This window comes from Parvibaculum sp. (genome assembly GCF_039680535.1).
Taxonomy (GTDB): domain Bacteria; phylum Pseudomonadota; class Alphaproteobacteria; order Parvibaculales; family Parvibaculaceae; genus Parvibaculum.
In genome coordinates, this window is sequence record NZ_JBDKSS010000013.1 from 700,524 (window position 1) to 723,215 (window position 22,692).

General features: G+C 62.4%; 25 protein-coding genes. 8 read left to right on the forward strand and 17 right to left on the reverse strand.

Annotated elements, in window-relative coordinates; all coding sequences use genetic code 11:
• Window positions 1-59: 59 nt before the first annotated feature.
• The 3 genes from ABFC66_RS10445 to ABFC66_RS10455 all read right to left on the reverse strand — a co-directional run bounded on the left by ABFC66_RS10445 (window position 60) and on the right by ABFC66_RS10455 (window position 1,086).
• Entirely contained in the window at window positions 60-596 is a 537-nt protein-coding gene (locus tag ABFC66_RS10445; protein WP_346740883.1) for a DUF805 domain-containing protein, read from the reverse strand.
• Between the two features lie 106 nt (window positions 597-702).
• Window positions 703-837: a hypothetical protein gene (locus tag ABFC66_RS10450; protein WP_346740884.1), complete on the reverse strand. Its 135-nt coding sequence runs from the start codon at window positions 835-837 to the stop codon at window positions 703-705.
• A gap of 75 nt (window positions 838-912) precedes the next feature.
• Window positions 913-1,086 carry a hypothetical protein gene (locus ABFC66_RS10455; RefSeq protein ID WP_346740885.1) on the reverse strand — a complete coding sequence of 58 codons (174 nt, stop codon included), beginning with the start codon at window positions 1,084-1,086 and terminating at the stop codon, window positions 913-915.
• A gap of 175 nt (window positions 1,087-1,261) precedes the next feature.
• Between ABFC66_RS10455 and ABFC66_RS10460 the strand changes: the two genes are divergently transcribed.
• Window positions 1,262-1,798, forward strand: coding sequence for a PH domain-containing protein (locus ABFC66_RS10460; protein ID WP_346740886.1), 537 nt, complete (start codon window positions 1,262-1,264; stop codon window positions 1,796-1,798).
• Window positions 1,799-1,814: 16 nt separating this feature from the next.
• Here the strand turns inward: ABFC66_RS10460 and ABFC66_RS10465 are convergent, their stop codons facing one another.
• The 5 genes from ABFC66_RS10465 to ABFC66_RS10485 all read right to left on the reverse strand — a co-directional run bounded on the left by ABFC66_RS10465 (window position 1,815) and on the right by ABFC66_RS10485 (window position 6,308).
• On the reverse strand, window positions 1,815-2,429 hold the full coding sequence (locus tag ABFC66_RS10465; RefSeq protein ID WP_346740887.1) for a TetR/AcrR family transcriptional regulator: 615 nt from the start codon (window positions 2,427-2,429) through the stop codon (window positions 1,815-1,817).
• Between the two features lie 37 nt (window positions 2,430-2,466).
• The gene (locus ABFC66_RS10470; protein ID WP_346740888.1) at window positions 2,467-3,081 is read right to left on the reverse strand and encodes a TetR/AcrR family transcriptional regulator; all 615 of its coding nucleotides are present in this window, start codon (window positions 3,079-3,081) and stop codon (window positions 2,467-2,469) included.
• A gap of 24 nt (window positions 3,082-3,105) precedes the next feature.
• On the reverse strand, window positions 3,106-3,714 hold the full coding sequence (locus tag ABFC66_RS10475) for a TetR/AcrR family transcriptional regulator (RefSeq protein ID WP_346740889.1): 609 nt from the start codon (window positions 3,712-3,714) through the stop codon (window positions 3,106-3,108).
• Between the two features lie 31 nt (window positions 3,715-3,745).
• Window positions 3,746-4,354 carry a TetR/AcrR family transcriptional regulator gene (locus ABFC66_RS10480; protein ID WP_346740890.1) on the reverse strand — a complete coding sequence of 203 codons (609 nt, stop codon included), beginning with the start codon at window positions 4,352-4,354 and terminating at the stop codon, window positions 3,746-3,748.
• 430 nt (window positions 4,355-4,784) lie between these two features.
• A complete protein-coding gene (locus tag ABFC66_RS10485) occupies window positions 4,785-6,308 on the reverse strand; it encodes a PLP-dependent aminotransferase family protein (RefSeq protein WP_346740891.1) in 1,524 nt (507 codons plus the stop codon).
• 90 nt (window positions 6,309-6,398) lie between these two features.
• Here ABFC66_RS10485 and ABFC66_RS10490 point away from each other — a divergent pair, with 90 nt between their 5' ends.
• The 5 genes from ABFC66_RS10490 to ABFC66_RS10510 all read left to right on the forward strand — a co-directional run bounded on the left by ABFC66_RS10490 (window position 6,399) and on the right by ABFC66_RS10510 (window position 9,909).
• Complete coding sequence (locus tag ABFC66_RS10490) at window positions 6,399-6,563, forward strand: DUF1272 domain-containing protein (protein ID WP_346740926.1); 165 nt, start codon at window positions 6,399-6,401, stop codon at window positions 6,561-6,563.
• A 20-nt stretch (window positions 6,564-6,583) separates the two neighbouring features.
• Window positions 6,584-7,198: a pyridoxamine 5'-phosphate oxidase family protein gene (locus ABFC66_RS10495; RefSeq protein ID WP_346740892.1), complete on the forward strand. Its 615-nt coding sequence runs from the start codon at window positions 6,584-6,586 to the stop codon at window positions 7,196-7,198.
• 150 nt (window positions 7,199-7,348) lie between these two features.
• Window positions 7,349-8,551 (forward strand): pyridoxal phosphate-dependent aminotransferase, encoded by a 1,203-nt coding sequence (locus ABFC66_RS10500; protein ID WP_346740893.1) that lies wholly within the window; start codon window positions 7,349-7,351, stop codon window positions 8,549-8,551.
• A gap of 166 nt (window positions 8,552-8,717) precedes the next feature.
• Window positions 8,718-9,185 carry a Dps family protein gene (locus tag ABFC66_RS10505; RefSeq protein ID WP_346740894.1) on the forward strand — a complete coding sequence of 156 codons (468 nt, stop codon included), beginning with the start codon at window positions 8,718-8,720 and terminating at the stop codon, window positions 9,183-9,185.
• A gap of 37 nt (window positions 9,186-9,222) precedes the next feature.
• Window positions 9,223-9,909 (forward strand): HAD family phosphatase, encoded by a 687-nt coding sequence (locus ABFC66_RS10510; protein WP_346740895.1) that lies wholly within the window; start codon window positions 9,223-9,225, stop codon window positions 9,907-9,909.
• Window position 9,910: 1 nt separating this feature from the next.
• Here the strand turns inward: ABFC66_RS10510 and trxB are convergent, their stop codons facing one another.
• The gene (gene trxB, locus ABFC66_RS10515; RefSeq protein WP_346740896.1) at window positions 9,911-10,876 is read right to left on the reverse strand and encodes a thioredoxin-disulfide reductase; all 966 of its coding nucleotides are present in this window, start codon (window positions 10,874-10,876) and stop codon (window positions 9,911-9,913) included.
• A gap of 105 nt (window positions 10,877-10,981) precedes the next feature.
• Window positions 10,982-11,587, reverse strand: a complete 606-nt coding sequence (locus ABFC66_RS10520; RefSeq protein WP_346740897.1) for a peroxiredoxin — start codon at window positions 11,585-11,587, stop codon at window positions 10,982-10,984.
• 442 nt (window positions 11,588-12,029) lie between these two features.
• Between ABFC66_RS10520 and ABFC66_RS10525 the strand changes: the two genes are divergently transcribed.
• Window positions 12,030-12,953, forward strand: coding sequence for a glycosyltransferase (locus tag ABFC66_RS10525; protein ID WP_346740898.1), 924 nt, complete (start codon window positions 12,030-12,032; stop codon window positions 12,951-12,953).
• Between the two features lie 13 nt (window positions 12,954-12,966).
• On the opposite strand, the gene ABFC66_RS10530 is transcribed toward ABFC66_RS10525, so the two are convergent.
• The 5 genes from ABFC66_RS10530 to ABFC66_RS10550 all read right to left on the reverse strand — a co-directional run bounded on the left by ABFC66_RS10530 (window position 12,967) and on the right by ABFC66_RS10550 (window position 18,627).
• On the reverse strand, window positions 12,967-14,070 hold the full coding sequence (locus ABFC66_RS10530; protein WP_346740899.1) for a glycosyltransferase: 1,104 nt from the start codon (window positions 14,068-14,070) through the stop codon (window positions 12,967-12,969).
• Window positions 14,071-14,374: 304 nt separating this feature from the next.
• Window positions 14,375-15,025 (reverse strand): class I SAM-dependent methyltransferase, encoded by a 651-nt coding sequence (locus ABFC66_RS10535; protein ID WP_346740900.1) that lies wholly within the window; start codon window positions 15,023-15,025, stop codon window positions 14,375-14,377.
• Between the two features lie 12 nt (window positions 15,026-15,037).
• On the reverse strand, window positions 15,038-16,984 hold the full coding sequence (locus tag ABFC66_RS10540) for a hypothetical protein (protein ID WP_346740901.1): 1,947 nt from the start codon (window positions 16,982-16,984) through the stop codon (window positions 15,038-15,040).
• Between the two features lie 8 nt (window positions 16,985-16,992).
• Entirely contained in the window at window positions 16,993-17,637 is a 645-nt protein-coding gene (locus ABFC66_RS10545; RefSeq protein WP_346740902.1) for a 2OG-Fe(II) oxygenase, read from the reverse strand.
• A 24-nt stretch (window positions 17,638-17,661) separates the two neighbouring features.
• Window positions 17,662-18,627: a mitochondrial fission ELM1 family protein gene (locus tag ABFC66_RS10550; protein WP_346740903.1), complete on the reverse strand. Its 966-nt coding sequence runs from the start codon at window positions 18,625-18,627 to the stop codon at window positions 17,662-17,664.
• A gap of 89 nt (window positions 18,628-18,716) precedes the next feature.
• Between ABFC66_RS10550 and ABFC66_RS10555 the strand changes: the two genes are divergently transcribed.
• The gene (locus tag ABFC66_RS10555) at window positions 18,717-19,202 is read left to right on the forward strand and encodes an Lrp/AsnC family transcriptional regulator (protein ID WP_346740904.1); all 486 of its coding nucleotides are present in this window, start codon (window positions 18,717-18,719) and stop codon (window positions 19,200-19,202) included.
• A 68-nt stretch (window positions 19,203-19,270) separates the two neighbouring features.
• Here the strand turns inward: ABFC66_RS10555 and greA are convergent, their stop codons facing one another.
• A complete protein-coding gene (gene greA / locus ABFC66_RS10560) occupies window positions 19,271-19,744 on the reverse strand; it encodes a transcription elongation factor GreA (RefSeq protein WP_346740905.1) in 474 nt (157 codons plus the stop codon).
• Window positions 19,745-19,927: 183 nt separating this feature from the next.
• The coding region (carB, locus tag ABFC66_RS10565) for a carbamoyl-phosphate synthase large subunit (RefSeq protein WP_346740906.1) at window positions 19,928-22,692 on the reverse strand (2,765 nt) is incomplete at its 5' end.

Genomic DNA, 22,692 nt, shown 5'->3' on the forward strand with positions numbered 1-22,692 from the left:
ACGACGGCGGGCAGGAAACGGGGCGGCGATCATGCGCCGCCCGCTGCGCTTGCGCCAGCCTAGATGGGCGTGCGCGGCTGCGAGAGATCGGGCATGTGCGTCATCATGTAGGTCATGAATTCGCGGCCCAGGCTGAACTGCGCGCCGGAGACGATGAGAAAGCCGACGAAGATGAGCCAGCTCTTCCAGCTGTCCTGCGGCGCGCCTGCCAGCGGGTCGGGGCCGAAGCGGTTGTCGCCGTCGGTCCCGCGCAGGAGTGAGATCTCGATCAGCGGCCAGAGTTGCACCAGCGGCACGATGAGCAGCAGCAGGAACCAGCCGCTGCGTCCGCGATCATGGCAACGCTTCACCGATATGGCGAGCGTCGGCCACAACATGGCCAACTGAACAATGGTGACCCAGCCCTGATTGACCCCGGCCACGGCGCGCATGAACTCTTCCTGGCTCATGCCAGGGGTGATGCCCGCCGCCATCACGCGCTGCAGCGTCAAATAGAGCGTGCCGAGGCCCACCACGCTGGCGAACAGAGCAAAGCCCCAATAGGCCCGCCGATTGACGCGTCCCCTGAATGAAAAGAGAAGTGACCCGATATCCATCGCAAATGCCCCCGAGGCCAACGCTGCATGCACGGCAGCGCCGACCATCCTGCCACAGATGAATGCGGGCTTGGCAAGTTAAAGAGGGCGGACCGGTGGACGGCCCTCAGCGCATGAAGGCGAGGAGGATCAGGGCGAAGATCACCACCGCGACGGCGGCGCCGATGAGCTGGGGCCCATATTCCTCCTTGAAGCTCAAGGGTGGTTCCTTGATCTCGTCATGCTGCGGAAGAATGGACATTCTTGCCTCCTTGCCCGGCGGGCGGCGTCTCGCGCGGGCGTTGTATGAAAACCGGAGCGCCACGGGTTGCGCCGTTTAGCCGTGGCCGGTGAATGGGGTGAATGCCGAGGCCAGATCCGTGGCCGAATACAGCACGAGCAGGCTCAGGATCGCCCAGGCGGCAAGGAGAGACACGGCGAGCACGTAGCGCACGCCATGTCCCGTCACACCGGCGCGCACATTGTCGCTGTGGTGAAAGCGAGCGGACATAGGCTCCTCCCGTTCCCCGTGGAGGGAAACTGCTCCCACCTGCCGCGAAATTCGCGGGGAGATGGGACGGTCGGAGCGCCTCACGGGGCGGACACCCCGAACACTCGGTACATCGCAATTTTATGACTCAAGCTGCCGCTTAACAAGCGGTTCGGCGTCTGCGATCCTCAAGGCCATGAACAGGCAATCCCCGCCGGATGTCTCCCATTTCGGTGCCCGCGAGCCGCTGGCGAGCGCGGTCGCCCATTGGACCATTTACCTGCCGGCCGCGGTGGTGGCGGCGGTCTGGCTGGGCATTTTCCTGTGGGCGACGTTTCATGCGCCGCAGCTCTCCGGCCTCAGGGCGCTTTCGCTTGCCGTGCTGATGCTCGGGACGCCGGCGCTCGCTTTTGCGGCTGCGCTCCGGGCGCGTCTTCTGTCGGTCGAAATCTGGCCGATGGGAGCGGAGGGGACCGAAAGAGCGGCAGAGCGCGAACTCGTGCTGCGCGACGGCTTCGCCATGCCAAGGTCGCTGCGCGTCGGCGCGCGAGAGATCGCATCGATCCGCGTCCGGCGTTCGCTGCCTCAGCGGCTTTTCGGCGGCGGTGCTCTCGATATCAGGATGCTATCGGGGGAGCGTGTGCTGATTGCGGATATCGATCAGCCCGATGCGCTTGCCCATGCGCTTGCGATCACGACGCACCACACGCATGCACCGGCACGTTTTCGATAAATGGCCGGCGACGGGCTCAGGCGCCGTATGCGGCCAGATATATGTTGATGGCCTCGTCAGCGCGGGCGACGGCATCGGGCGGAAGCTTGAAATCCGGGACGAAGAGCGCGGGCCAGATGAAAAGCTCCTTGATCATGCCCATGCCGATACGGGCGCCAAAGGCAGTGTCGTGAGGCTTCAGCAGTCCCCGCCCGACCATTTCATCGAGTGCAGCCTGAAGGCGGGCATAGCGTCCGCCGATCACCGTGTCGAAGACCTTGCGGGGCAGCGAGGGCGAAGCGGCGACCTCCGCAATGGCGACGCGGAGGAGGGCCGTGACCTGGGCTTGCTGCTGCACCTCGTGGGCGCTGGCGAGAGCCTGCATGAAAAAATCGCGCGCCGAGGTGCCTGGCGCGACCACACCGAAATCGTCCTGCACGGAAGCCGCCGCATGGAGCACGACGGCCTCGAACAGGACTTCCTTCGACTCAAAATATTTGTAGAGCGTAGCGGTGGAGACATCCGCATTCCGCGCCACATCGGCCATGACCGCTTTTGAAAAGCCATCACGGAGAAATAGCGCCTGCGCGGCCCTGATGATGCCGTCGCGCTTGGCGTCGCTGGTGGGTTGTTTCTCTGCCCCGATCGTCATCTTGCGCTCCTGGTGGCGTATTCGTTCGTCCGCGCGGTCATGCTGCGTAGCGCGCAAGGAAGATGTGAATGATATTGCGCAGTTTTTCGTCCGTATCGGTGGGCAGTGTGAAGCTGGCGTCGAATAGCGCCGGCCAGACGAAGATTTCCTTGATCATTCCGGAGATGAGCTGCGCACTCAGATCGGTATTGTTGGGCTTCATGATCCCGCTCTCGACGAGCCGGTTGAAGACCGTCACAAGGCGTTGCCGCCGGCGTTCAGTCAGGGCGCGCAACGTCTCGGCGGCCAGGTGAGGATTGGTCGTCGACTCGGCAATGACGATGCGCATCAGATCGTTCGCGCGATAATCGAACTGATTGGTGAGATATGTTTGCCCGATTTTCATGAGAATGTCGGGAAATGATGTCTCCGATCCTTCCAGATCGGACATGTCTTCCACACGGCTCACGGCATCGATGACGATGGCGGCGAACAGGTCTTCCTTGGATGCGAAGTGCTTGTAGAGCGTGGCTGTGGAGACGTCCGCGTTGCGTGCGATCTCGGCGACCGCTGCGCGCGAGAAACCGTCGCGCAGGAACACCTCGCGTGCCGCCTTGAGGATTGCGGCGTGTTTGGCTTCGCTTACGTTGCGCCGGTAATCTTCGAGTCCCACAGGTTTCCCCCGTTTTCTGGTGAGCTAGGCGCCATAGAGTTCGAGGTAGGCGCGGACAGCCTTTCTCACGATGGCTTCAGCATCGTCGGGCAGCGTCTTGTTCGCGTCGAAGAGCGCGGGCCAGATGAAGTATTCCTTCATGACGCCCCCCAGGAAGCAGGCGCCGTAATGAGTGTCGTGCGGCTTCAGCCTTCCCAACGCTATGAGCCGCTCGAGCGCCCGGGCGCCTGCGACGTGGTGGGCAGAAACGAAGTGCTCGCCGAGGTCGCGCGCGCGTTGCGGCGTTTTTGGAACTTCGGCAATGACGACGCGGATAAGCGCTGGCACGCGGCGCTCAAATTGGCTCCGCAAGGAATTCATGCAGTAGTCGACGATAAGGTCTTCGACGTTTGTGCCGTCGACGATGGTCTCTGTCTCGTCCCTGTCGTAGGCCTCTTTCAGAACGGCGTCGAAAAGCTCTTCCTTCGAGCGGAAATGCTTGTAGAGCGTGGCCGTCGAGACATTTGCATCGCGGGCAATGTCGGACACCGCGGCGCGTGAAAAACCGTCGCGGAGAAATACGTCGCGGCCCGCCTGGAGAATGGAGGCATGCTTCGCCGCGCTCACACTTCGCCTGTAGTCTTCCAGTCCCATTATGTTCTGTCCTCCCCGGAACGCGCGCTCGTCATGTGCCATAGAGGCGGAGGTAGTCCCTCACGACCTGGCGAAGCACGCCCCCCGCATCCTTGGGCGCAGTAGCCTTGTTCTCGAATAGCGCGGGCCAGATGTAGTGCTCCTTGATCGCTCCTATGAGGAGCCGCACGCCGAAATGGCTGTCGTGAGCCTTGAGTGCGCCTTGCTGGATCAGCAGGTCGACCACTTCAGACATCTTCTGATACCGCGAGGTAACGAACTCATCGAACAGGTCGAGCGCGAGCTGCGGTGCCGACGGCACCTCGGCGATGACGATCCGCAGAAGAGCTGTCACCTCCCGCTCGAAGTGGGAAACGAGATAGTTGTTGAGTACCGCGACCATGACGTCTTCGAGGTCAGAACTCTCCGGCAACGGAGGAATCTCGATCTCGTGGTAGGCGTCCTTCACCACGGCAGCGAAGAGCTCTTCCTTCGACGCAAAATGCTTGTACAGCGTCGCGGTCGATACATCGGCCTCTCGCGCTATTTCCGCCGCAGCTGCGCCTGAATAGCCGTACTCGAGAAAATGTTTTCGGCCCGCTTTCAGGATGGCAGCGTGTTTAGATTCGCTGACAGAGCGTCGATATTCCTCAAGCCCCAATCTCGATGTTTCCCTTCTACCCCAACGCGCAAGCCTGCGTCTGTGCCGAGTATTTCTTGTTCCGGGTATGGATTTCCCGATCGGTTCACATGGTAAAATAAAATCAGGATTATAAAATAAGGAATAGTACGAATGGATTCATGTATTTATCAAAATGGAAGCAAGCCCTTCCATAACGGAAGCTTCCAGGTCATAGGTATTTTTACGGTATTCCCGCGGCGGCAAGGGCGCTCATGTGGCGGGATATACTGAGTTAAGTCAGTATTACTGACCTGATCGGCGGGGCCCGGAGCATCCCGATCGCGCGCCGACGCGGACCGTCCCCCAATAGGGGGAGCCGGTTCGAAGCGATGACAGCACCGTCAGCACCCCGCCTTCATATCCGCTCGGATTGAAACTGAACCCTGTTGTCGCTCCGCCGACGGAGGGATCAGGGGGTGACGTCAGCAAGGGCGGCGGCGAGCCGCTTTGCCGAGCGGGCGATTTGCGCTTCCGGGATGCCCGCGAAGCCCATGTGGAGTCCGCTGAGGCGCGGCTTGCCGAGATAATAGGGGGAGAGCGGGGCCACCTGAATGCCGGCTGCGGCGGCGATGACGGATGACTGGCGGTCGTCCATCCCATCTTTCAGCCGCGCCACGAGCTGCATCCCGCCATCGCCTGGCGCGAGGTCCAGAAATGCGCCCAGATCGCGCTCTGCCGCGTCGAGCAATGCCGAGCGGCGGGCAGCGTAAATCGTCCGCATGCGGCGCACATGGGTTCCGAAGTGCCCCTCGCTTATGAACTCGGCGAGCGCGGCCTGAACGATCGGCGCGGGCACATGGCCCGTAATGCGGATGGAGGAGCGGAAAGCATCGACCAGCTGGTCCGGTACGATGAGGTAGCCGATCTTGATGCCGGGGAAGAGCGTTTTCGAGAATGTGCCCATATAGAGGACGCGGGTCGCGCGATCGAGGCCTTGAAGCGAGGCGAGCGGCCGTCCGCTGTAGCGATATTCCGAGTCGTAGTCGTCTTCGACGACCCATGCATCGGCACGCCGCGCGAAGTCGAGCAGCGCCAGACGACGCTGCAACGAGAGCGTGATGCCGAGCGGAAATTGATGCGAGGGCGTCACATAGACGAGCCTGGGCGCCGGCTCCAGCGCGACGCCCGCCGCGACGTCGAGACCTTCCCCGTCGACAGGGACCGGTACCAGCCGGGCTCCCGCGCCACGCAGGGCCGCGCGCGCACCGAGATAGCCGGGCTCCTCCGTCCATACGGCGTCGCCCGGATCGATGAGCATTCGCGCGGCGAGATCCAGCGCGGCCTGTGCGCCCGTGGTGACGATGACCTGATCGGGGGTACAGACGACGCCTCGCGCTGCGCCGGCATGCGCGGCGATGGCCTCGCACAATGGCGCGTAGCCGGCGCCGGTCTCGTAGCCGAAGAGCCCGTTGCGTGGATCGCGCGCGTGCCGGGCGAGGAGCCGGCTCCATAGCGCCGCGGGAAATTGGTCGACCGCCGGGAGCCCGTGCTGAAAGGCGCGCGCTTCGCCACGCTCATAGCCGACTCCCGGGCGCTTGATGGCGGCAATCGTCTCGCCACGTTGGGAGAGGCCTGCCTGGCCCGGGGCTCCGTTGGAGGGCGTCCCCCGTGTCGCGTCGCTGACGCCCAGCTCCAGCATGCGGTCGGGCAGAGCGGCCGCGATCCGGGTCCCGGCTCCGATCTGGCCTTCGAGATAGCCCTCGGCCGTGAGCTGCTCATAGGCGGCAAGAACCGTATTGCGGCCGACGCCGAGGTCGGATGCGAGACGGCGCGAGGAGGGGAGCCTCGCCCCCGCCACGAGGCGGCCGTCGAGGATCGCGTCGCGAAGCGCGTCATAGAGCTGGCGGTAAAGCGGCGTCTCCGCTGTCGCGTCGAGGGCCAGCAGGTCGAGGGGCAGTGGGGTGCGCAGCATGATCCGGCTCGGCTTGTTCATGGCTCCATTATATTCCCGGAAGTGGACCTTCCAATAGGACCATTTTGAGGCAGTCTCAACGCTCGATCGGAGGGACCGCCAATGCTGGAGATGAGACCTGCCTGCGAGAAGTGCCAGACGCCGACGCCGAATGAGGGCGAGGCGCGCATATGCAGCTTCGAATGCACGTTTTGTCCGTCTTGCGCCGAGGCGATGCACAACACTTGCCCGAACTGCGGCGGTGAACTGGTTCCCCGGCCCAAGCGGAAATCTTGAAGCCAGAAGGATAATGTCCCGTGAGTGAATATCAGACAGCTCCGCAGCACCGCGTTCGCCAGGTCGCGCGTCGCGGTCATTATGATCGCGAGACAGTCCACGCGATCCTGGACGAGGGCCTCGTCGCCCATGTCGGATTCATGGGTGCGGGTGGCCCCGTTTCCCCGCCCATGTTCTATGTGCGCGACGGCGAAAGCGTATTGGTGCACGGCTCGCGCACCAGCCGCTTCATGAAGACATTGGCCGCGGGAGCGCCGCTCTGCCTCACCGTGACGCTCGTCGACGGGCTGGTGCTGGCGCGCTCGGCCTTCCATCACTCGATGAATTACCGCTCGGTTATGGCGCATGGCGTGGCGGTCCCGCTTTCGGCGCAGGAGAAGCCGCACGCCCTCGACCTGTTTACCGAGCGCGTGGAGGTTGGGCGCGCCCGGGTGACGCGGCCTGCGAATGCGATAGAACTGAAGGCCACGGAAATCCTGCGCCTGCCGCTCGTCGAAGTGGCGGCCAAGGTGAGAACAGGTGGGCCCATTGACGATCCCGAGGATATGGACCTCCCGGTCTGGGCGGGTGTCGTTCCGCTATGGCTCGCACGGGGCGAGCCGGTGCCTTGCGCGATGGAGAAGGTCGAGGCCTGAAAACCGGCGCTTTTCCCAGCGATCCCCTGTTGCACCGCAAGAAAAGCGGGCTTAGGTTTGCGCCGCTTTTCCGGGCAATTCCGGAAGCGCATTTTTTGACGCGCGCGGGGGCCTGAGCCGCTGCCCGCGCCCCTTTCCGGAGTGACCAACATGGCCTTCCTTTCGGACTCGCTGAAGCGCATCAAGCCGTCGGCAACCATTGCCGCGACGCAGAAAGCGCGCGATCTGAAAGCGGCTGGCGTCGATGTGATCGGCCTCGGCGCGGGCGAGCCGGATTTCGACACGCCGGAGAACATCAAGGAAGCTGCGATCGACGCCATTCGCCGTGGCGAGACGAAGTACACCGACGTCGCCGGCATCCCGGAACTGAAGAAGGCGATCGCCGCGAAGTTCAAGCGCGAGAACGGGCTCGACTACACGCCCGCCCAGTGCTTCGTCGCGCCCGGCGGCAAGCCCATCATCTTCAACGCGATGGCGGCGACGCTGAACCCCGGCGACGAGGTTATCATTCCGGCGCCTTACTGGGTGTCCTATCCCGACATCGTGTCGCTGCTTGGCGGCACGCCCGTATTCGCGCGGGCGGGCATGGAGACCAATTTCAAGCTCCAGCCGGAAGATCTTGAAAAGGCGATCACGCCGAAGACGAAGTGGTTCATCTTCAACTCGCCGTCGAACCCGACCGGTGCTGCCTATACGTGGGACGAGCTGAAGAAGCTCACCGACGTTCTGGTGAAGTATCCGCATGTCTGGATCCTGTCCGACGACATGTATGAGCATCTCTCCTATGACGGCTTCAAATTCGCGACGCCGGCGCAGGTGGAGCCGAAGCTCTATGACCGCACGCTGACGATGAACGGCGTCTCCAAGGCCTATGCGATGACGGGCTGGCGTATCGGCTATTGCGCCGGTCCGCTCGAACTCATCAAGGCGATGACGACGATCCAGAGCCAGTCGACCTCGAACCCGACGTCGATCAGCCAGTGGGCCGCTGTCGAGGCATTGAACGGGACGCAGGATTTCATCCCCGAGCGCGCCGAGAGCTTCAAGGCGCGTCGCGACCTCGTCGTCTCGATGCTCAATCAGGCGAAGGGCCTCAAGTGCCCGACGCCGGAAGGGGCCTTCTATGTCTATCCGTCCTGCGAGGGATGCATCGGCAAGACGACGCCCAAGGGCAAGGTCATCGGCAACGATCAGGACTTCGTCGAGGCACTGCTGGAAGAAGAGGGCGTCGCCGTCGTGCATGGCGAAGCCTTCGGCCTCTCGCCCTTCTTCCGCATCTCCTACGCGACTTCGACGGAAGCGCTGACCGCGGCCTGTGAGCGCATCCAGCGCTTCTGCGCCTCGCTCCGGTAAAACGCGCGTCGATCGAAACGAAACAGAAGAGGGCGATCCGGATTATCGGGTCGCCCTTTTTCTTTGCCCTGCTGCGACACTTATGATCATTGGAATTATTCTAGATTTGTTGCGCTGTGCCGCAGACAGTTCTAGATTCCAGGTCTCGCAGCAAGGAGGACCTGTCATGCAGATCGACATCGGCATTACCGAAAAGGACCGCAAGAAAATCGCGGACGGGCTGTCGCGTTTGCTCGCCGACACCTACACGCTTTATCACAAGACGCACTACTACCACTGGAACGTCACGGGGCCGATGTTCAACACGCTGCATCTGATGTTCGAGACGCAGTACAACGAACTCTGGCTTGCGGTGGATCTCGTGGCCGAACGCATCCGTTCGCTCGGCTTCCCCGCGCCCGGTGGTTACACGGCCTATGCGAAGCTCACCAAGATCGAGGAAGACGATGGCGTGCCCAAGGCGCAGGACATGATCAAGAACCTCGTCAAGGGCCACGAAACCGTGACACGCACGGCGCGCGCCATCTTCCCGCTTGCCGATGCGGCGCATGACGAGCCGACTGCGGACCTTCTCACGCAGCGCATGGAAGCGAGCGAGAAGACCGCATGGATGCTCCGCTCGATGCTCGGTTGAAACGACCCGTCATCAAACGTGAATTGCATGAAGCGCCATGACATCCGATAAGGACGTCATGGCGTTTCCATTTTCTCCCTCTCTCGTCATCTTCGATTGCGACGGCGTGCTGGTCGACAGCGAGCCCGCCGCGAACCGTCTGCTCGTGCGCGTACTGGCCGAGGATGGTTTCGATATCTCCTATGAGGAGTGCCGCCGCCTTTTTGTCGGGCGCACTCTGGAAGCTGTGCGCGCCCATGTCGAAGAGGCAATCGGCCGGCCGCTTGACGATCATTGGCCCAGCTATATCCGCGACGAAACGCTGAAGGCTTTTGCCGAGGGGCTTGCGCCCGTCGAAGGCATAGAGCCTGTATTGCTGAAACTTGCCGCGCGGAACCTGCCTTACTGTGTCGCCTCGTCAGGCAAGTTCGAGAAGATGCGCTACACGCTGGGCGCGACGGGGCTTCTGCCGCTGGTCGAAAATGTTCTTTTCAGCGCCGAGCAGGTGGGGCGGGGGAAGCCCGCGCCGGATCTCTTTCTTCATGCCGCCCGCGAAATGAGCCATGCACCGGAGCAATGCGTCGTCATAGAGGACAGTGTGCCCGGCGTGCAGGCGGCGGTCGCGGCGGGAATGCCGGTGCTCGGCTATGCGGGCGATCCGCACACCGACGCGGCGGCGCTCAAAAGAGAAGGCGCCCATGTCTTTCACGACATGAGCGCCTTGCCCGGTTTGATCGGTCTCTAGTTTATTCCGCAGCCTGCGCGTGGGCCTCTTCGGCGGCGATGAAGCGTTCCGCCTCGAGTGCGGCCATGCAGCCCATGCCCGCCGCCGTGATGGCCTGACGGTAGGTGTCGTCGGTGACGTCGCCCGCGGCGAAGACGCCGGGAATGTTCGTCGAGGTCGTGCCCGGAACCACCTTGAGGTAATTGCCTGCCTTCATGTCGATCTGGCCGGCGAAAAGCTCCGTCTGCGGCGCATGTCCGATGGCGACGAAAACGCCATGGGCCGGTATGACGCGCGTTTCGCCCGTCTTGACGTTGACGATCTTTGCGCCCGTGACGCCAAGCGGTTCTTCGGTGCCGACGATTTCGTCGATGGCCGAATCCCAGATCACTTCGATCTTCGGATGCTTGAAGAGGCGCTCCTGCATCACCTTTTCGGCGCGGAAGGAGTTGCGGCGATGGACGACCGTGACCTTGGTCGCGAAATTGGTGAGGAACAGCGCTTCCTCGACGGCCGAGTTGCCGCCGCCGACCACGATCACTTCCTTGCCGCGATAGAAGAAGCCGTCGCAAGTGGCGCAGGCCGAGACGCCGAAGCCCTGGAACTTCTGCTCGGAGGGAATGCCGAGCCACTTCGCCTGCGCGCCCGTCGCGATGATGACGGCATCGGCTGTGTAGATGGTGCCGCTGTCGCCGGTGAAGCGGAAGGGGCGCTGGGCGAGCTCGGCCTTGACGATCGTGTCGCCGATCATGTTGGCGCCCATGTGGCGCGCCTGCGCTTCCATCTGCTCCATGAGCCAGGGGCCCTGGATCGCCTCGGCGAAGCCCGGATAGTTTTCGACTTCAGTCGTGATGGTGAGCTGGCCACCCGGCTGAATGCCCTGAATGAGGGTCGGCTCAAGCATGGCGCGCGCGGCATAGATCGCCGCGGTGTAGCCGGCAGCGCCGCCGCCGATGATCAGGACCTTGGAATGCTTCGTCTCGGACATGATGGGTACCGTTGGCTCGCGGGCTTGGGAATCTGTCGGGGGTAGGGCGGGCCGCCCCATCATATAGGGATGGAGCGGCCCGGCCAAAAGTCGGCTCAGATGAGCTTAGAGCGCTTCGGCGTGGGCGCCGAGATACTTGGCGACGCCCTTCGGGTCGGCAACCATGCCTTCCTCGCCCTTCTGCCAGCCGGCCGGGCAGACTTCGCCATTTTCCTCGTGGAACTGGAGCGCATCGACCATGCGGAGCGCTTCGTCGGCATTGCGGCCGAGCGGCAGGTCGTTGACGAGCTGGTGGCGGACGACGCCTTCCTTGTCGATGAGGAAGGTGCCGCGCAGCGCGACGCCGGCGCCTTCGATCAGCACGTCATAGTCGCGCGCGATCGACTTCGTGATATCGGCCACCATCGGGAACTTCACCGGGCCAAGGCCGCCATCCTTCGGCGCCGTGTTGCGCCAGGCGTTGTGCGTGAACTGGCTGTCGACGCTGACCGCCACGACCTTCACGTTGCGCTCCTCGAACTGCGGAACGCGGTTCGAATAGGCGAGGATTTCGGAGGGGCAAACGAAGGTGAAGTCGAGCGGGTAGAAGAACACGAGGCCATAGGAGCCCTTGAGGTGCGCCTTCAGATTGAAATCTTCGACGATTTCGCCATTGGCGAGAACGGCTGCGGCCGTGAAATCGGGGGCGGGTTTACCGACGAGTACGCTCATGACTGGCTCCTGAGACCTTGGACAAAGAGAGTTTTGGAATCGCTCCAAACTAGTATTTGCTAGTTAGAGGCGTTCCAATGAGAAATCAAGAGGGAATATGCTGCGGTCGCGAAAGCGGGGCGCGATGTCGCAGAGATGAATGGAGGGGTGTCAGCCCTTTTGGAGCGATTCTCTGCTGCGCTGCCGCATGCGGAGGAGTTTTATCACGTCGTCCAGGCCGGTTGAACCGTCAATGCCAAGACCCCTGAGCCGGTTGAATACTTTAATGAAAAGACGAAGTTATAACTTTTGTATTTCTGCCGGTTTATCCCGCCGATTTAAAATATCTAACTAAAACGGGCATTTTTGTTAATAAAATTCAAATGCAGTTGATCCGAGTGCCCGAGTCGTGCACATAGTTTCGATGTTAATTCTATTTAATGTTGCGGCAATGGGGTGGGGTATGGGGCACACATGCGTTATCGCGGTTTGCACTCGTGATCGGCCCTTGTTTCTCGGCCGGTGTCTGGATTCGCTGGCGGCGCTTCAGCATGCCCAAGGCGTTGTGCCGAGGCTTCTCATCGTCGACAACAGCGCCTCGCCCCTACGTTCGCAGCAGGTGATTGATCTGGTGGCGGACGGACTCACGCCGCTCTCGCCTGTGCTCGTTCATGAACCACGGGCTGGCATTCCCTTCGCGCGCAACCGGGCCTTCGATTTTGCCGACGAGATCGGGGCGGATTCGGTCATCTTCCTCGATGACGACCAGACGGCGGCGCCGAACCTTGCGCTGACCCTCTGCAGGGTTCAGGAGGAGGAAAAGTGCGACGCGGTGAAATGCGAAGTGCGCTGGGAGTTCGAAGCGCCGCAGCGTTTCAAGGAATTCTTCTACCGGCCTCCGGCGCAGCCCGAACCGCTACGCTGGCAGTATTCGTCCTTCATCGTGCCCACCAATGGCGTGCTGATCGGCAGGCGTCTGTGGGACGATCTGGGCCTGCGTTTCAACGAGGAATTCCCGCTTACCGGCGGCACCGACATCGACTTTTTCGCCCGCGCCTGGGATTGCGGGGTGAAGATCATTCATACGTCGGAGACGTTTGCGACAGAGTTCTGCGACGCGGCCAAGCAGAGAATGTCGTGGCTGCTGCGCCGCAGCTTCCGAGTGGGAAACACCGAAGCTGCGATGCGTCTCAAGGGGCGCGGCCGGGCCTATTATTTCGGCAAGGGACTCCTCTGGGTTCCCTGGTATGCGATGGTCGCAGCCCGCAATCTGCCTGCGCCCAACACGGCTTTGCGATATCTCCTCAAATCGGTGAAGGGCGCGGGCCTCATGGCGGGATCGATCGGAATCGGCATCAACGAGTACCGTCACATCATTGGGCGGTGAGGTGAGCCGCGGTTTACGCGGCTCTGGCCTTGCGAAATGCGCCTTCCCACAGATCGGTCAGCAGAGTCTTGTGGACGCGAATGTCCGACTTGCGCGCCTGCTCGAAACCGCGTTCGCGCAGCTCCTCCGGGAACGGTTGGCTGATGATCCTGCGAACCTCGTCGACGCTATCGAACACAAAGCCTGCGTCGCCCAGGTAATCCCCGAGATCGGGGCGAATGTTGGCGATGCAGACGCCGACGCCTGATGCCTGCGCTTCTGCGACGGCCATTGGCCAGCCGACAGAATTCATTTGATGGTTGGCCGTATACACCAGCCATTGGTGTTTCTTGTATTCGGCGGGCATGTCGCGCGGCTGCAACGGGGGAACGACGTGGACGGGATTGCCCGCCGCCTCGTTGTATTTTCGAATGTCGTCGACGTAATAGCCCATTGCATAGAGATTGAAGCGCCGGTCAGGCATCGAAGCGGCCAGGTCGATGAAGTCTGTCATCTTCTTCTTCGGTGTGCATACGCCGACGTTCATGATCGCGTCGCCGTTCGGACTGCGATCATGGAAACGATCAAAATCAATGACGGGAAAACAGTCGCGAATTTTCTCAGCTCTGACGCCCGCCCTCTCAAGCATCTCCCGTTCGAACGGGAAGACCAGCACACCGAGACAATAGTCCGAGTTGAAGCTACGCGAGGCGTGCTCGGGATAAGGCACCCAGACTTCGGGCCAGCCTCGCAGACGGCGCTTCAACCGCTTCATGAAGCTCTTGCGAGAGGGGTTCGACAGCATGTCGAATGAATGGGCGCGAATTGTAAATGGGATGCCACTGCGCTCGGCAAGCTTCAGCATTGTCGGCCCGTGCCAGACATAGTGCGAGTGCAGAACATCAGGCTTGAATTCTCTTATGATCTCGAAGATGCGGTCGAGGTCGTCGGTTGTCTCGGCTTGCCGCTCAATTTCTGCTGCAATATTCGGCTTTCTGAGCGTCACAACGCGGATGTCGTATTCGTTTTCAAGCGCCTCAATTTCACTGAGAATATAAGCTTGCGATATTTGAGGAAATTCGTGAACGACGTAAAGAACGCGCCTCTTTTGCATCGCCGCCTCCAGAAAAACGACCATTTTACTTTGTAATACAGACAAAGAATCTGGAAACAACGCTATAGAGGGTGGGCGGCTGCGCCAATACTTGTCTTGGGGGCGCGAAAACAAAAACGCCGCGCGGTTGTCAGCCGCGCGGCGCTGTCCGAGGACGGAGGGCTTCCGGTCAGAAGCCGAACATGTGGTCGAGGCAGAAGCTCTTTGTGCCGTTGGCCCGGCGAGACATATCCGGTGAGACATATAGTGAGTTTGGCCGGGGCGTCATATTCGCCGGAGTCTCCGGCAAGCGGAGAATCTGAAATGCGCGGGCCTTCGGCCTCGCGTCCTATCGTGTGCGGAATGTGATCTGGAGCAGGCGCGGGCTTTGCGGGATCGTCTCGCCATCCGACGCCTTGTCCATTGGCTCCTGCATGGTCGCAATCTCGAAGCCTGCGGCGAGGCCAGCACGCACATATTCGGCGGTCATGTGAACATATGCCTCGATGAGAAAGGCGCCGCTCTGATTGTCGAAGCGCGCCGCCGTCCCACGCAACTGGCGGTAAGGGTGGAGTTCGCAGATGTAGAGAACGCCGCCCGATCGGAGAACGCGGCGTGCCTCCGAAAAGACCGGCGTCAGATCGGCAATGTGCTCCAGCACGAGATTGCCGACCACGATGTCGGCCACGCCGTCCGCGATCGGCCATGTTCGGGTGATGTCGTGCTCGACAAATTGGACAAGGCCATGCGGGATGCGAGCGCGGGCCCGCTCGAGCATACCGGCTGAGAAATCGAGCGCGATGATGCGCGAAGCACGCGTCGCGAGATAGGCTGTGTTCTTGCCGGTGCCGGCGCCGAACTCGACAACGAAAGCGCCGTCGAGCTGGAGGTCCGCCTCGCGCAGCAATTCCGCGTCGAGATCCCGGGTGAGGTTGACGTCGCTGTCATAGCTTGCGGCCCAGCTTCCATATGCTTCGTGGACCGGAACCGGCTTTCGCATAGCGCACACGCCTCAGAAGCCGAACATGTGATCGAGGCAGAAGCTCTTCGTGCCGTTGGTGAGGCCGTGGAAGCCGAAGAGGCGGCAGGTTGTGTCGCGCACGATCACATAGCCCGCGCCGCCCATGGCTTCGCGCTCTTCCTTCGAGAACATCTCCGACAGGCGCCAGAAGCGCGAGCCGCCGCAGGCGATCTCGATGGGCTTTTCGGCGATGGGCTTGCCTTCGGCGTCATGCAGGATGAGCAGCGTCGAGCTCTTCGCATGCCACGGTGTCGAGGCGGGATAGATCAGATGGCAGATCGTGTCGAGCCCGTCCGAGCCGAGGCGCAGGAAGAGGCGCGTCGTCAATCCCGGCGGCTTGTTCGTATAGGACTGCGGCTCGTCCTTGTAGATGACGCCGGTGTTGTAGATATGCGCGCCGAAGATCGTCTCGGCGCGATGCCCGCTCGACTTCTGTTCGAAGCGGCCAAGCGCATGGAGCCAGCCATCGCCTTCGCCGCCATCGCGGAAGTCGTAAAGAAATTCGACATGGCCGTAACCGGAAGGAAGCTTCAGCGCCTCGTCGGCAATCCAGCCTTCGACGTCGATCTCGACGCTGTCGCGGCGCTGGATGCGGCCGAGATAGCGCGAGGCGACGAGGGAGCCCGATGCGTCGATGAGTTCGGCGCGGATCGGCAGTTCGCTCTGCTCGGTCGCCATCGGCGTCGGCAGCATGACGCTGTTGAACTCGTCGCGCGGCAGAACGGGCAGCGGCATGATGTAACCCTTGCCCATGACCTTGCCGAGCGAGGCAAGAGCGGGATTGGGCTTCAGGTCGGTGCGTTCGACATTGGCATGCGCAATGCGGCGCTGGCCCTGCGCGCGTTTCACTTCATAACGCGGGCGCACGAAATAGCGCCCCGCCACGATCTCCACCTGATCGGGCCACTTGGCCTGAGGCAGAAGGTCGTCCACGGAAATGGCGCGCGTCGCGAAAGGCGCGATCTCGTCCTCGAACCATGAGACATCCCGCGCGCCCATGATGTTGAGGCCGATGGAGCGCGGCGGAATGGGCATGGGATGCGAGTTCTGGATGAAGAGCGTGACGCTCTCATCCTCCTCGCCCGCAGGCATGCCTGCGTAATAGTCGGCGGGCCATGCATTGGCGTCGTGGCTGCATGAAAGCGCGCGGCCATCTTCGCCATACATGTCGAGCGCATATTTGACCACGTCATGGCCCTTGATGCGGATCGCATGGATGAAGAGCGAGCCCGTGAAGTCGCCAAGGCCGAAACGGTGGCGCACTTCGGCGCTGTCGATGGCGAAGGGTGCGCCAGCGGCGGGCAGCGGCTCGCGCCACTCGGCGAGTTCTTCTCCATCCTCGCCGAAAAGGCAGAGCCAGAGTTCGGGATTCTCCGCGCCGTGGAGCGACCAGTAATTGGCGCTGCCCACGCGGGTGTGAATGCCGTCCGTCTCGCGCATCAGCGCGAAGTTCGTGGCGAAGTTCATCGGGTCGAGATAGTTCGACCTGTTGGTGAGCATGTCGTCGGGAAGACGCATCTCGTCGAGCGTCGCGATGCGCGCATCCTTCGGAAAGAGGTGGCGCATGGGCGCCATCACCCTGTCCGCATCGAACAGCAGAACCAGCACCGCCTTCGCGCCCGATGCCGCGAGCTCACTCACGGGCTTGGCGTCATGGCCGAGGAAGGCGGCGGAGAGGTCTTCCACGCGCTGCACATAGTAGCCAGCCACGTCGAGGCGCGAGAGATCGTAATAGGCGTGGAAATTGCCGATCGCGTTCGTCGGATCGTAGATCGCGACGGGCCCGGCCTTGGCGAGATCCTCGATCAGCGCATGGGCCTTGGGGGCCGTCAGCGGATGGCCGAGCGCCTTGAACAGCGTGGCGCCGCCCGCATTGTTTCCGGGCCGCCAGCCATGCGCGAGGTCGGCGTTCTTGAAGGTTTCGATTGCGAGTGCCATTGCGTCTCTCAGGAAGCGCGCGCGGCAACGCCGCCGAACGGATTGAGGCGCTTCAGGAACATGGTGAAGCGGTGGCGGCGCTGCTCGTGATCGACGACCGCTTCGTCGCGCACCCAGTTCATCTGGATCGCGCGGCGCGGGCCTTCGAACGGCTCGTGGCCGTGCCAGGAATTGTCGGAGCGGCGGAAGACGAGAAGCGTGCCGCCATTGGGCGAGACTTCCTCGACCATGTCGTTGAGGTCGGTGCCCGAACGCAGGATGCGCAGACGTCCGCCATCCTTGTCCCACTCCTGGTTCATGTAGAGCAGAACGGTGATGATCTTCGATTCCGTGTCGGTGTGAATCTTGCCGTTGTTGCGCGCGCAGTTGCCGCGCACGGTGAACATGGTCGGGCGCGAGGAAAGATCGAGGCCGAACTTTTCCTCGATGGCCTTGCGGAATTCCGGCCCGTTCATCTCCGCCAGCAGTTCCTTGAACTTGCCCTTGATGTCGAGCTCGCTCGGCGGGATGGAGCCCGTGGATTCGATCCCGGGGAAATCGGCGACGACCTTGGCGAAGACATCGGGCTTCACGAAATGCTCCACCACGAAATAGTCGTAGGGGTCCCGTTTCAGCGGGGTCGCGCGCAGGGCGTCGATGTCGAGCAGGCTCATGGTCGGTCCTGGGTAGGGGACTGGTTAATGCCGCGCCGCATAGGCGCGGGCAATCGCTTCCGCGATCTCATGGGTAGCATTTAATGGCTCATAGCCCCAGCTTTCAAGTTGGCCGATAAAGGGGCGAGCCGCGCCATGGGCGTACATGCCATCGAGAAAGCGGCGGAACTTCGCCGATCCGCCTTCGAGCTCGATGACGTAAACGGGCTTTCCGGTGGATGCCGCCTCGCCGACCATGTTGACGGAATCGCAGGTGACGACGATGGCGTCGGCGCTGCCGAGGAAGCCGAAATAGGGGTTGTCGCCCGCGCCGTCCCACATGATGGCCGGCTTGCCCTTCAGGCTGTCGCGAATGATGCGGGACTGCGCCTCGCCGGTGCGGCGCGAGGGCGTGACCATGAGGCCCGCATGGAAGTGATCGGCGAGCCCGGCGAGCTGGGCGCCGACGCGCTTCGCCGCTTCTTCGGAGAAGATGTAGACGGCATTGGTGCCGCCGAGCAGCACGGCGACGCGGGGATGCGGCAGATGCGCGATTTGCGGAGCGATGCGCGCCGCTTCTGCGTCGAGCTTCTCGCGCGTGAGCCTGTGTGGTGAGGTGAGTGTGGCCAGCACGTTCTGGCCCTCAAGCCTGTCATGGGCAGGCGCCCAGACGAAATCGAACTGCTTCGGCGAGACCTTGGGGTCCTGCAGGATCGCCACGAAGGTTTTCCCGCCCGAGCGGCGGCGGATCATGCGGGCATAGGGGATCGACTGGCGGCCCGAGGCAATCAGGAGGTCCGGCCAGGGCGGGGTGACGCCTTCGGCGGGAGCTGCCGGGCCCCAGGGCGCGATCCAGCGATGCGGCGCTCCGGGCTTTACCCGCTTCACCTCCGGCGTCAGGCCGAGCGCCTCGCAGACGCCCAGAGCCTGCACTTCAAAGCCCGCCATGCCATTGGTCAGAATCCAGGCTGTGCGCGGCTTGCTGGTGGGGCTGAGCGGAGATTCGGTCATTTTCGTGCGCTGTTGAGCAATTTTATTGCTGAAATAAGCCAGGCTTCAGAGTAAGTAAAGCCCGTCAAACCTCAAGCCCGGGCTGTCCCATGAAACGCGTCAAACTCGACGCCATCGACCTGCAGATTCTGAACGAGCTTCAGAATGACGGCAGGATCACCAATGTCGAACTTTCCGAACGGGTCGGCATTTCCGCGCCGCCCTGTCTGCGCCGTGTGCGCGCATTGGAGAAGGCTGGCCTCATCCGTGGTTATCACGCGGACCTGAACGGCAAGGCGCTGGGCTTTGAGGTGACGGTCTTTGCCATGGTCGGGCTGCACAGTCAGGCGGAAGCGGATCTCAAATCCTTCGAGGCGCTGGTCGGTTCGTGGCCGCTCGTCCGCGAGTGCCACATGCTCAACGGCGAAATCGACTTCATGCTGAAATGCGTCGCGCCCGATCTCGCGACCTTCCAGAGCTTCCTCACCGAGAAGCTCACGCCAGCGCCGAATGTCGCCAGCGTCCGCACCTCGCTTACCATCCGCCAGTCGAAGCACCTTCCGGGCGTGCCGCTCGAAGCGCTGGAGACGGAGTAGGGGCCTCGTTCTATTGTTGTCACCCCGGGCTTGTCCCGGGGCGACAGATGAGGGAGGGGCGAAGCCTCTTACTTGAACTCGATCTTCAAAATCTCGTAGCTCTTGCCGCCGCCGGGCGTGTTGACTTCGACGGAGTCGCCGACCGACTTGCTGATGAGCGCGCGGGCGATGGGGGAGGTGATGGAGACGCGTCCCTTCTTCACGTCGGCTTCGATCTCGCCGACGATCTGATATTTCACTTCGTCTTCCGTATCCTCATCGATCAGCGTGACGGTCGCGCCGAACTTCACGGTCGAGCCCGAAAGTTTCGACACGTCGATGACTTCGGCACGGCTGATCTTGTCCTCAAGTTCGAGGACGCGGCTTTCGTTCAGGCCCTGCTGTTCCTTGGCGGCGTGGTATTCGGCGTTTTCCGACAGGTCGCCATGTTCGCGCGCCTCCGCAATCGCCTTGATGATGCGCGGACGTTCCACGGACTTCAGAAATCTGATTTCTTCCTCCAAGGACTTGTAGCCCTCGGCGGTCATCGGAATCCGTTCCATATCGGACGATCTCTCTCAAAAACAATCCTGCTCCGGTCGTTTGTGACCGGGCTGAGGATCGGCATTTGCCAATAAAAACCCGCCGGGGCCTGTTTCCAGGCTCCGGTCGGTTGGGTCTGGGTCAATTGTGGGCGAGGCGCGCGCCGAAGGTCAATTCCAGATTTCGGCCTTTCCGGCGCCGCGTTACTTGGCGGCGGCGGAAACCTGAGCGTAGGACTGGAGGGAAGCGACCTCCAGCTGGCCTTTTCTGATGGCGTCGATGCCCAGAACGGCGGCCCGCGCACCGGCGACCGTCGTATAATAGGGCGTCTTCATCATCAGGGCAGCGCGGCGCAGCGACATCGAATCGGCGACGGCCTGCGCGCCTTCGGTCGTGTTGAAGACGAGGGCGACTTCGCCGTTCTTGATCGCGTCGACGATATGCGGACGGCCTTCCAGCACCTTGTTGATGGTGCCGACCTCGAGTCCCTGTTCCTTCAGGTAGCGCGCGGTGCCGCCCGTCGCGATGAGCTTGAAGCCCATGTCGAGAAGTTTCCTCGCAGGCGCGACGATCTTCTCCTTGTCGCTGTCCTTGACCGAGACGAAAGCCGTGCCGCTCGTCGGAACGGCGGTGCCGCCCGCGATCTGGCTCTTGGCGAAGGCGACGGCGAAGCTCTTGTCGAGGCCCATGACTTCGCCGGTCGAGCGCATTTCCGGTCCGAGCAGCGTGTCGACGCCGGGGAAGCGCGCGAAGGGGAAGACGGCTTCCTTCACCGCGACGTGATCGTAGCGGAACGGCTTGAGATTGAAGCTCGCGAGCGGAATGCCCGCCATGACCTTCGCCGCGATCTTCACCACCGGCGAACCGATCACCTTGGCGACGAAGGGCACCGTGCGCGAGGCGCGCGGATTGACTTCGAGCACATAGATCGTGCCGTCCTGCACCGCATACTGCACGTTCATCAGGCCGACGACGTTGAGCGCCAGCGCCATCGCGCGGGTCTGCTCCTCGATCTGGGCGATGGTTTCCTTCGGCAGCGAATAGGGCGGGAGCGAGCAGGCGCTGTCGCCCGAATGGACGCCCGCTTCCTCGATATGCTCCATGATGCCGCAGACGAAGACGTCCTTGCCATCGCAGAGCGCGTCGACATCGACTTCGATCGCGTCGCGGAGATAAAGGTCGATCAGCACCGGGCTCTTGCCGGACACGACGACGGCTTCCGTGATGTAGCGTTCGAGATGCGCCGTATCGCGCACGATTTCCATCGCGCGGCCGCCAAGCACATAGGACGGGCGGATGACGACGGGATAGCCGATGCGCTCGGCGATGACCTTCGCCTCTTCGCCCGAACGCGCAATGCCGTTCGGCGGCTGGCGCAGATGCAGACGGTCGAGCAGATCCTTGAAGCGGTCGCGGTCTTCGGCGAGGTCGATCGCGTCGGGCGAGGTGCCGAGGATCGGCACGCCGGCGCGTTCGAGATCGTTGGCGAGCTTCAGCGGCGTCTGGCCGCCGAACTGCACGATGACGCCTGCAAGCGTGCCCTTGCGCTTTTCCACGTCGATCAGCTCAAGCACGTCTTCCGCCGTCAGCGGCTCGAAATAGAGCCGGTCCGAGGTGTCGTAGTCGGTCGAGACGGTTTCCGGGTTGCAGTTGACCATGATGCTTTCGACGTCGATCTCGTCGAGCGCGAAAGCGGCGTGGCAGCAGCAATAGTCGAACTCGATGCCCTGGCCGATGCGGTTCGGGCCGCCGCCGAGAATGATCGCCTTCTTCTTCGCGCTCGGATCGCTTTCGCAATCGGCGCGACCGGCGAAATCGGTCTCATAGGTCGAGTACATATAGGGCGTGAGGCTTTCGAATTCCGCCGCGCAGGTGTCGATGCGCTTGTAGACCGGACGCACGCCGAGCGCGTGGCGCGCCTTGCGGACTTCTTCCTCTTCCATCTTCGCAAGCTCGGCGAGGCGCGCATCGGAAAAGCCCATGGCCTTCAGCGCGCGAAGCTCCTGCTTCGTCGCGGGCAGGCCTTCGGCGCGGACCTTTTCTTCCGCGTCGATGATTTCCTGCAAGCGCTCGATGAACCACGGATCATGCCCGCAGGCCTGATGAATCTGTTCGTGGCTGACGCCGAGGCGCAGCGCCTGGGCGATGACGAGCAGGCGGTCGGGCGTCGGACGTCCAAGCGCCGCGCGGATCGCGTTCTTGTCGTCGCCTTCGCCCATGCCGGCGAATTTCACTTCGTTGAGGCCGGTGAGCCCGGTCTCCATGGAGCGCAGCGCCTTCTGGAGCGACTCCGCGAAAGTGCGGCCGATGGCCATGGCTTCGCCGACCGACTTCATGGCCGTGCCGAGAAGCGGCTCGGAGCCCGGGAACTTCTCGAAGGCGAAGCGCGGGATCTTCGTGACGACATAGTCGATGGTCGGCTCGAAGCTCGCGGGCGTGACGCGGGTGATGTCGTTCTGCAATTCGTCGAGCGTGTAGCCGACGGCGAGACGCGCCGCGACCTTCGCAATCGGGAAGCCAGTCGCCTTGGAGGCAAGAGCGGAGGAGCGCGACACGCGCGGGTTCATCTCGATGACGACGAGGCGGCCGTCCTTCGGATTGACCGCGAACTGAACATTGGAACCGCCGGTCTCGACGCCGATCTCGCGCAGCACCGCAATCGAGGCGTTGCGCATGATCTGATATTCTTTGTCCGTCAGCGTCAGGGCCGGGGCGACCGTGATCGAGTCGCCGGTGTGCACGCCCATCGGATCGATATTCTCGATCGAGCAGATGATGATGCAGTTGTCCGCCTTGTCGCGGACGACCTCCATCTCATATTCCTTCCAGCCGAGCACCGACTCTTCGATGAGCACTTCGGTGGTGGGCGAGGCGTCGAGGCCGCGCTCCACGATCTCGGTGAATTCCTGACGGTTATAGGCGATGCCGCCGCCCGTGCCGCCCATGGTGAAGGAGGGGCGGATGATGG

Excerpts from the sequence above, each read along its gene's own strand:
- ABFC66_RS10445 (WP_346740883.1), bottom strand. The coding sequence starts at position 596 with ATGGATATCGGGTCACTTCTCTTTTCATTCAGGGGACGCGTCAATCGG.
- ABFC66_RS10450 (WP_346740884.1), bottom strand. The coding sequence starts at position 837 with ATGTCCATTCTTCCGCAGCATGACGAGATCAAGGAACCACCCTTGAGC.
- ABFC66_RS10455 (WP_346740885.1), bottom strand. The coding sequence starts at position 1,086 with ATGTCCGCTCGCTTTCACCACAGCGACAATGTGCGCGCCGGTGTGACG.
- ABFC66_RS10460 (WP_346740886.1), top strand. The coding sequence starts at position 1,262 with ATGAACAGGCAATCCCCGCCGGATGTCTCCCATTTCGGTGCCCGCGAG.
- ABFC66_RS10465 (WP_346740887.1), bottom strand. The coding sequence starts at position 2,429 with ATGACGATCGGGGCAGAGAAACAACCCACCAGCGACGCCAAGCGCGAC.
- ABFC66_RS10475 (WP_346740889.1), bottom strand. The coding sequence starts at position 3,714 with ATGGGACTGGAAGACTACAGGCGAAGTGTGAGCGCGGCGAAGCATGCC.
- ABFC66_RS10485 (WP_346740891.1), bottom strand. The coding sequence starts at position 6,308 with ATGAACAAGCCGAGCCGGATCATGCTGCGCACCCCACTGCCCCTCGAC.
- ABFC66_RS10490 (WP_346740926.1), top strand. The coding sequence starts at position 6,399 with ATGAGACCTGCCTGCGAGAAGTGCCAGACGCCGACGCCGAATGAGGGC.
- ABFC66_RS10500 (WP_346740893.1), top strand. The coding sequence starts at position 7,349 with ATGGCCTTCCTTTCGGACTCGCTGAAGCGCATCAAGCCGTCGGCAACC.
- ABFC66_RS10505 (WP_346740894.1), top strand. The coding sequence starts at position 8,718 with ATGCAGATCGACATCGGCATTACCGAAAAGGACCGCAAGAAAATCGCG.
- ABFC66_RS10510 (WP_346740895.1), top strand. The coding sequence starts at position 9,223 with ATGACATCCGATAAGGACGTCATGGCGTTTCCATTTTCTCCCTCTCTC.
- trxB (WP_346740896.1), bottom strand. The coding sequence starts at position 10,876 with ATGTCCGAGACGAAGCATTCCAAGGTCCTGATCATCGGCGGCGGCGCT.
- ABFC66_RS10520 (WP_346740897.1), bottom strand. The coding sequence starts at position 11,587 with ATGAGCGTACTCGTCGGTAAACCCGCCCCCGATTTCACGGCCGCAGCC.
- ABFC66_RS10525 (WP_346740898.1), top strand. The coding sequence starts at position 12,030 with ATGGGGCACACATGCGTTATCGCGGTTTGCACTCGTGATCGGCCCTTG.
- ABFC66_RS10530 (WP_346740899.1), bottom strand. The coding sequence starts at position 14,070 with ATGGTCGTTTTTCTGGAGGCGGCGATGCAAAAGAGGCGCGTTCTTTAC.
- ABFC66_RS10535 (WP_346740900.1), bottom strand. The coding sequence starts at position 15,025 with ATGCGAAAGCCGGTTCCGGTCCACGAAGCATATGGAAGCTGGGCCGCA.
- ABFC66_RS10540 (WP_346740901.1), bottom strand. The coding sequence starts at position 16,984 with ATGGCACTCGCAATCGAAACCTTCAAGAACGCCGACCTCGCGCATGGC.
- ABFC66_RS10545 (WP_346740902.1), bottom strand. The coding sequence starts at position 17,637 with ATGAGCCTGCTCGACATCGACGCCCTGCGCGCGACCCCGCTGAAACGG.
- ABFC66_RS10550 (WP_346740903.1), bottom strand. The coding sequence starts at position 18,627 with ATGACCGAATCTCCGCTCAGCCCCACCAGCAAGCCGCGCACAGCCTGG.
- ABFC66_RS10555 (WP_346740904.1), top strand. The coding sequence starts at position 18,717 with ATGAAACGCGTCAAACTCGACGCCATCGACCTGCAGATTCTGAACGAG.
- greA (WP_346740905.1), bottom strand. The coding sequence starts at position 19,744 with ATGGAACGGATTCCGATGACCGCCGAGGGCTACAAGTCCTTGGAGGAA.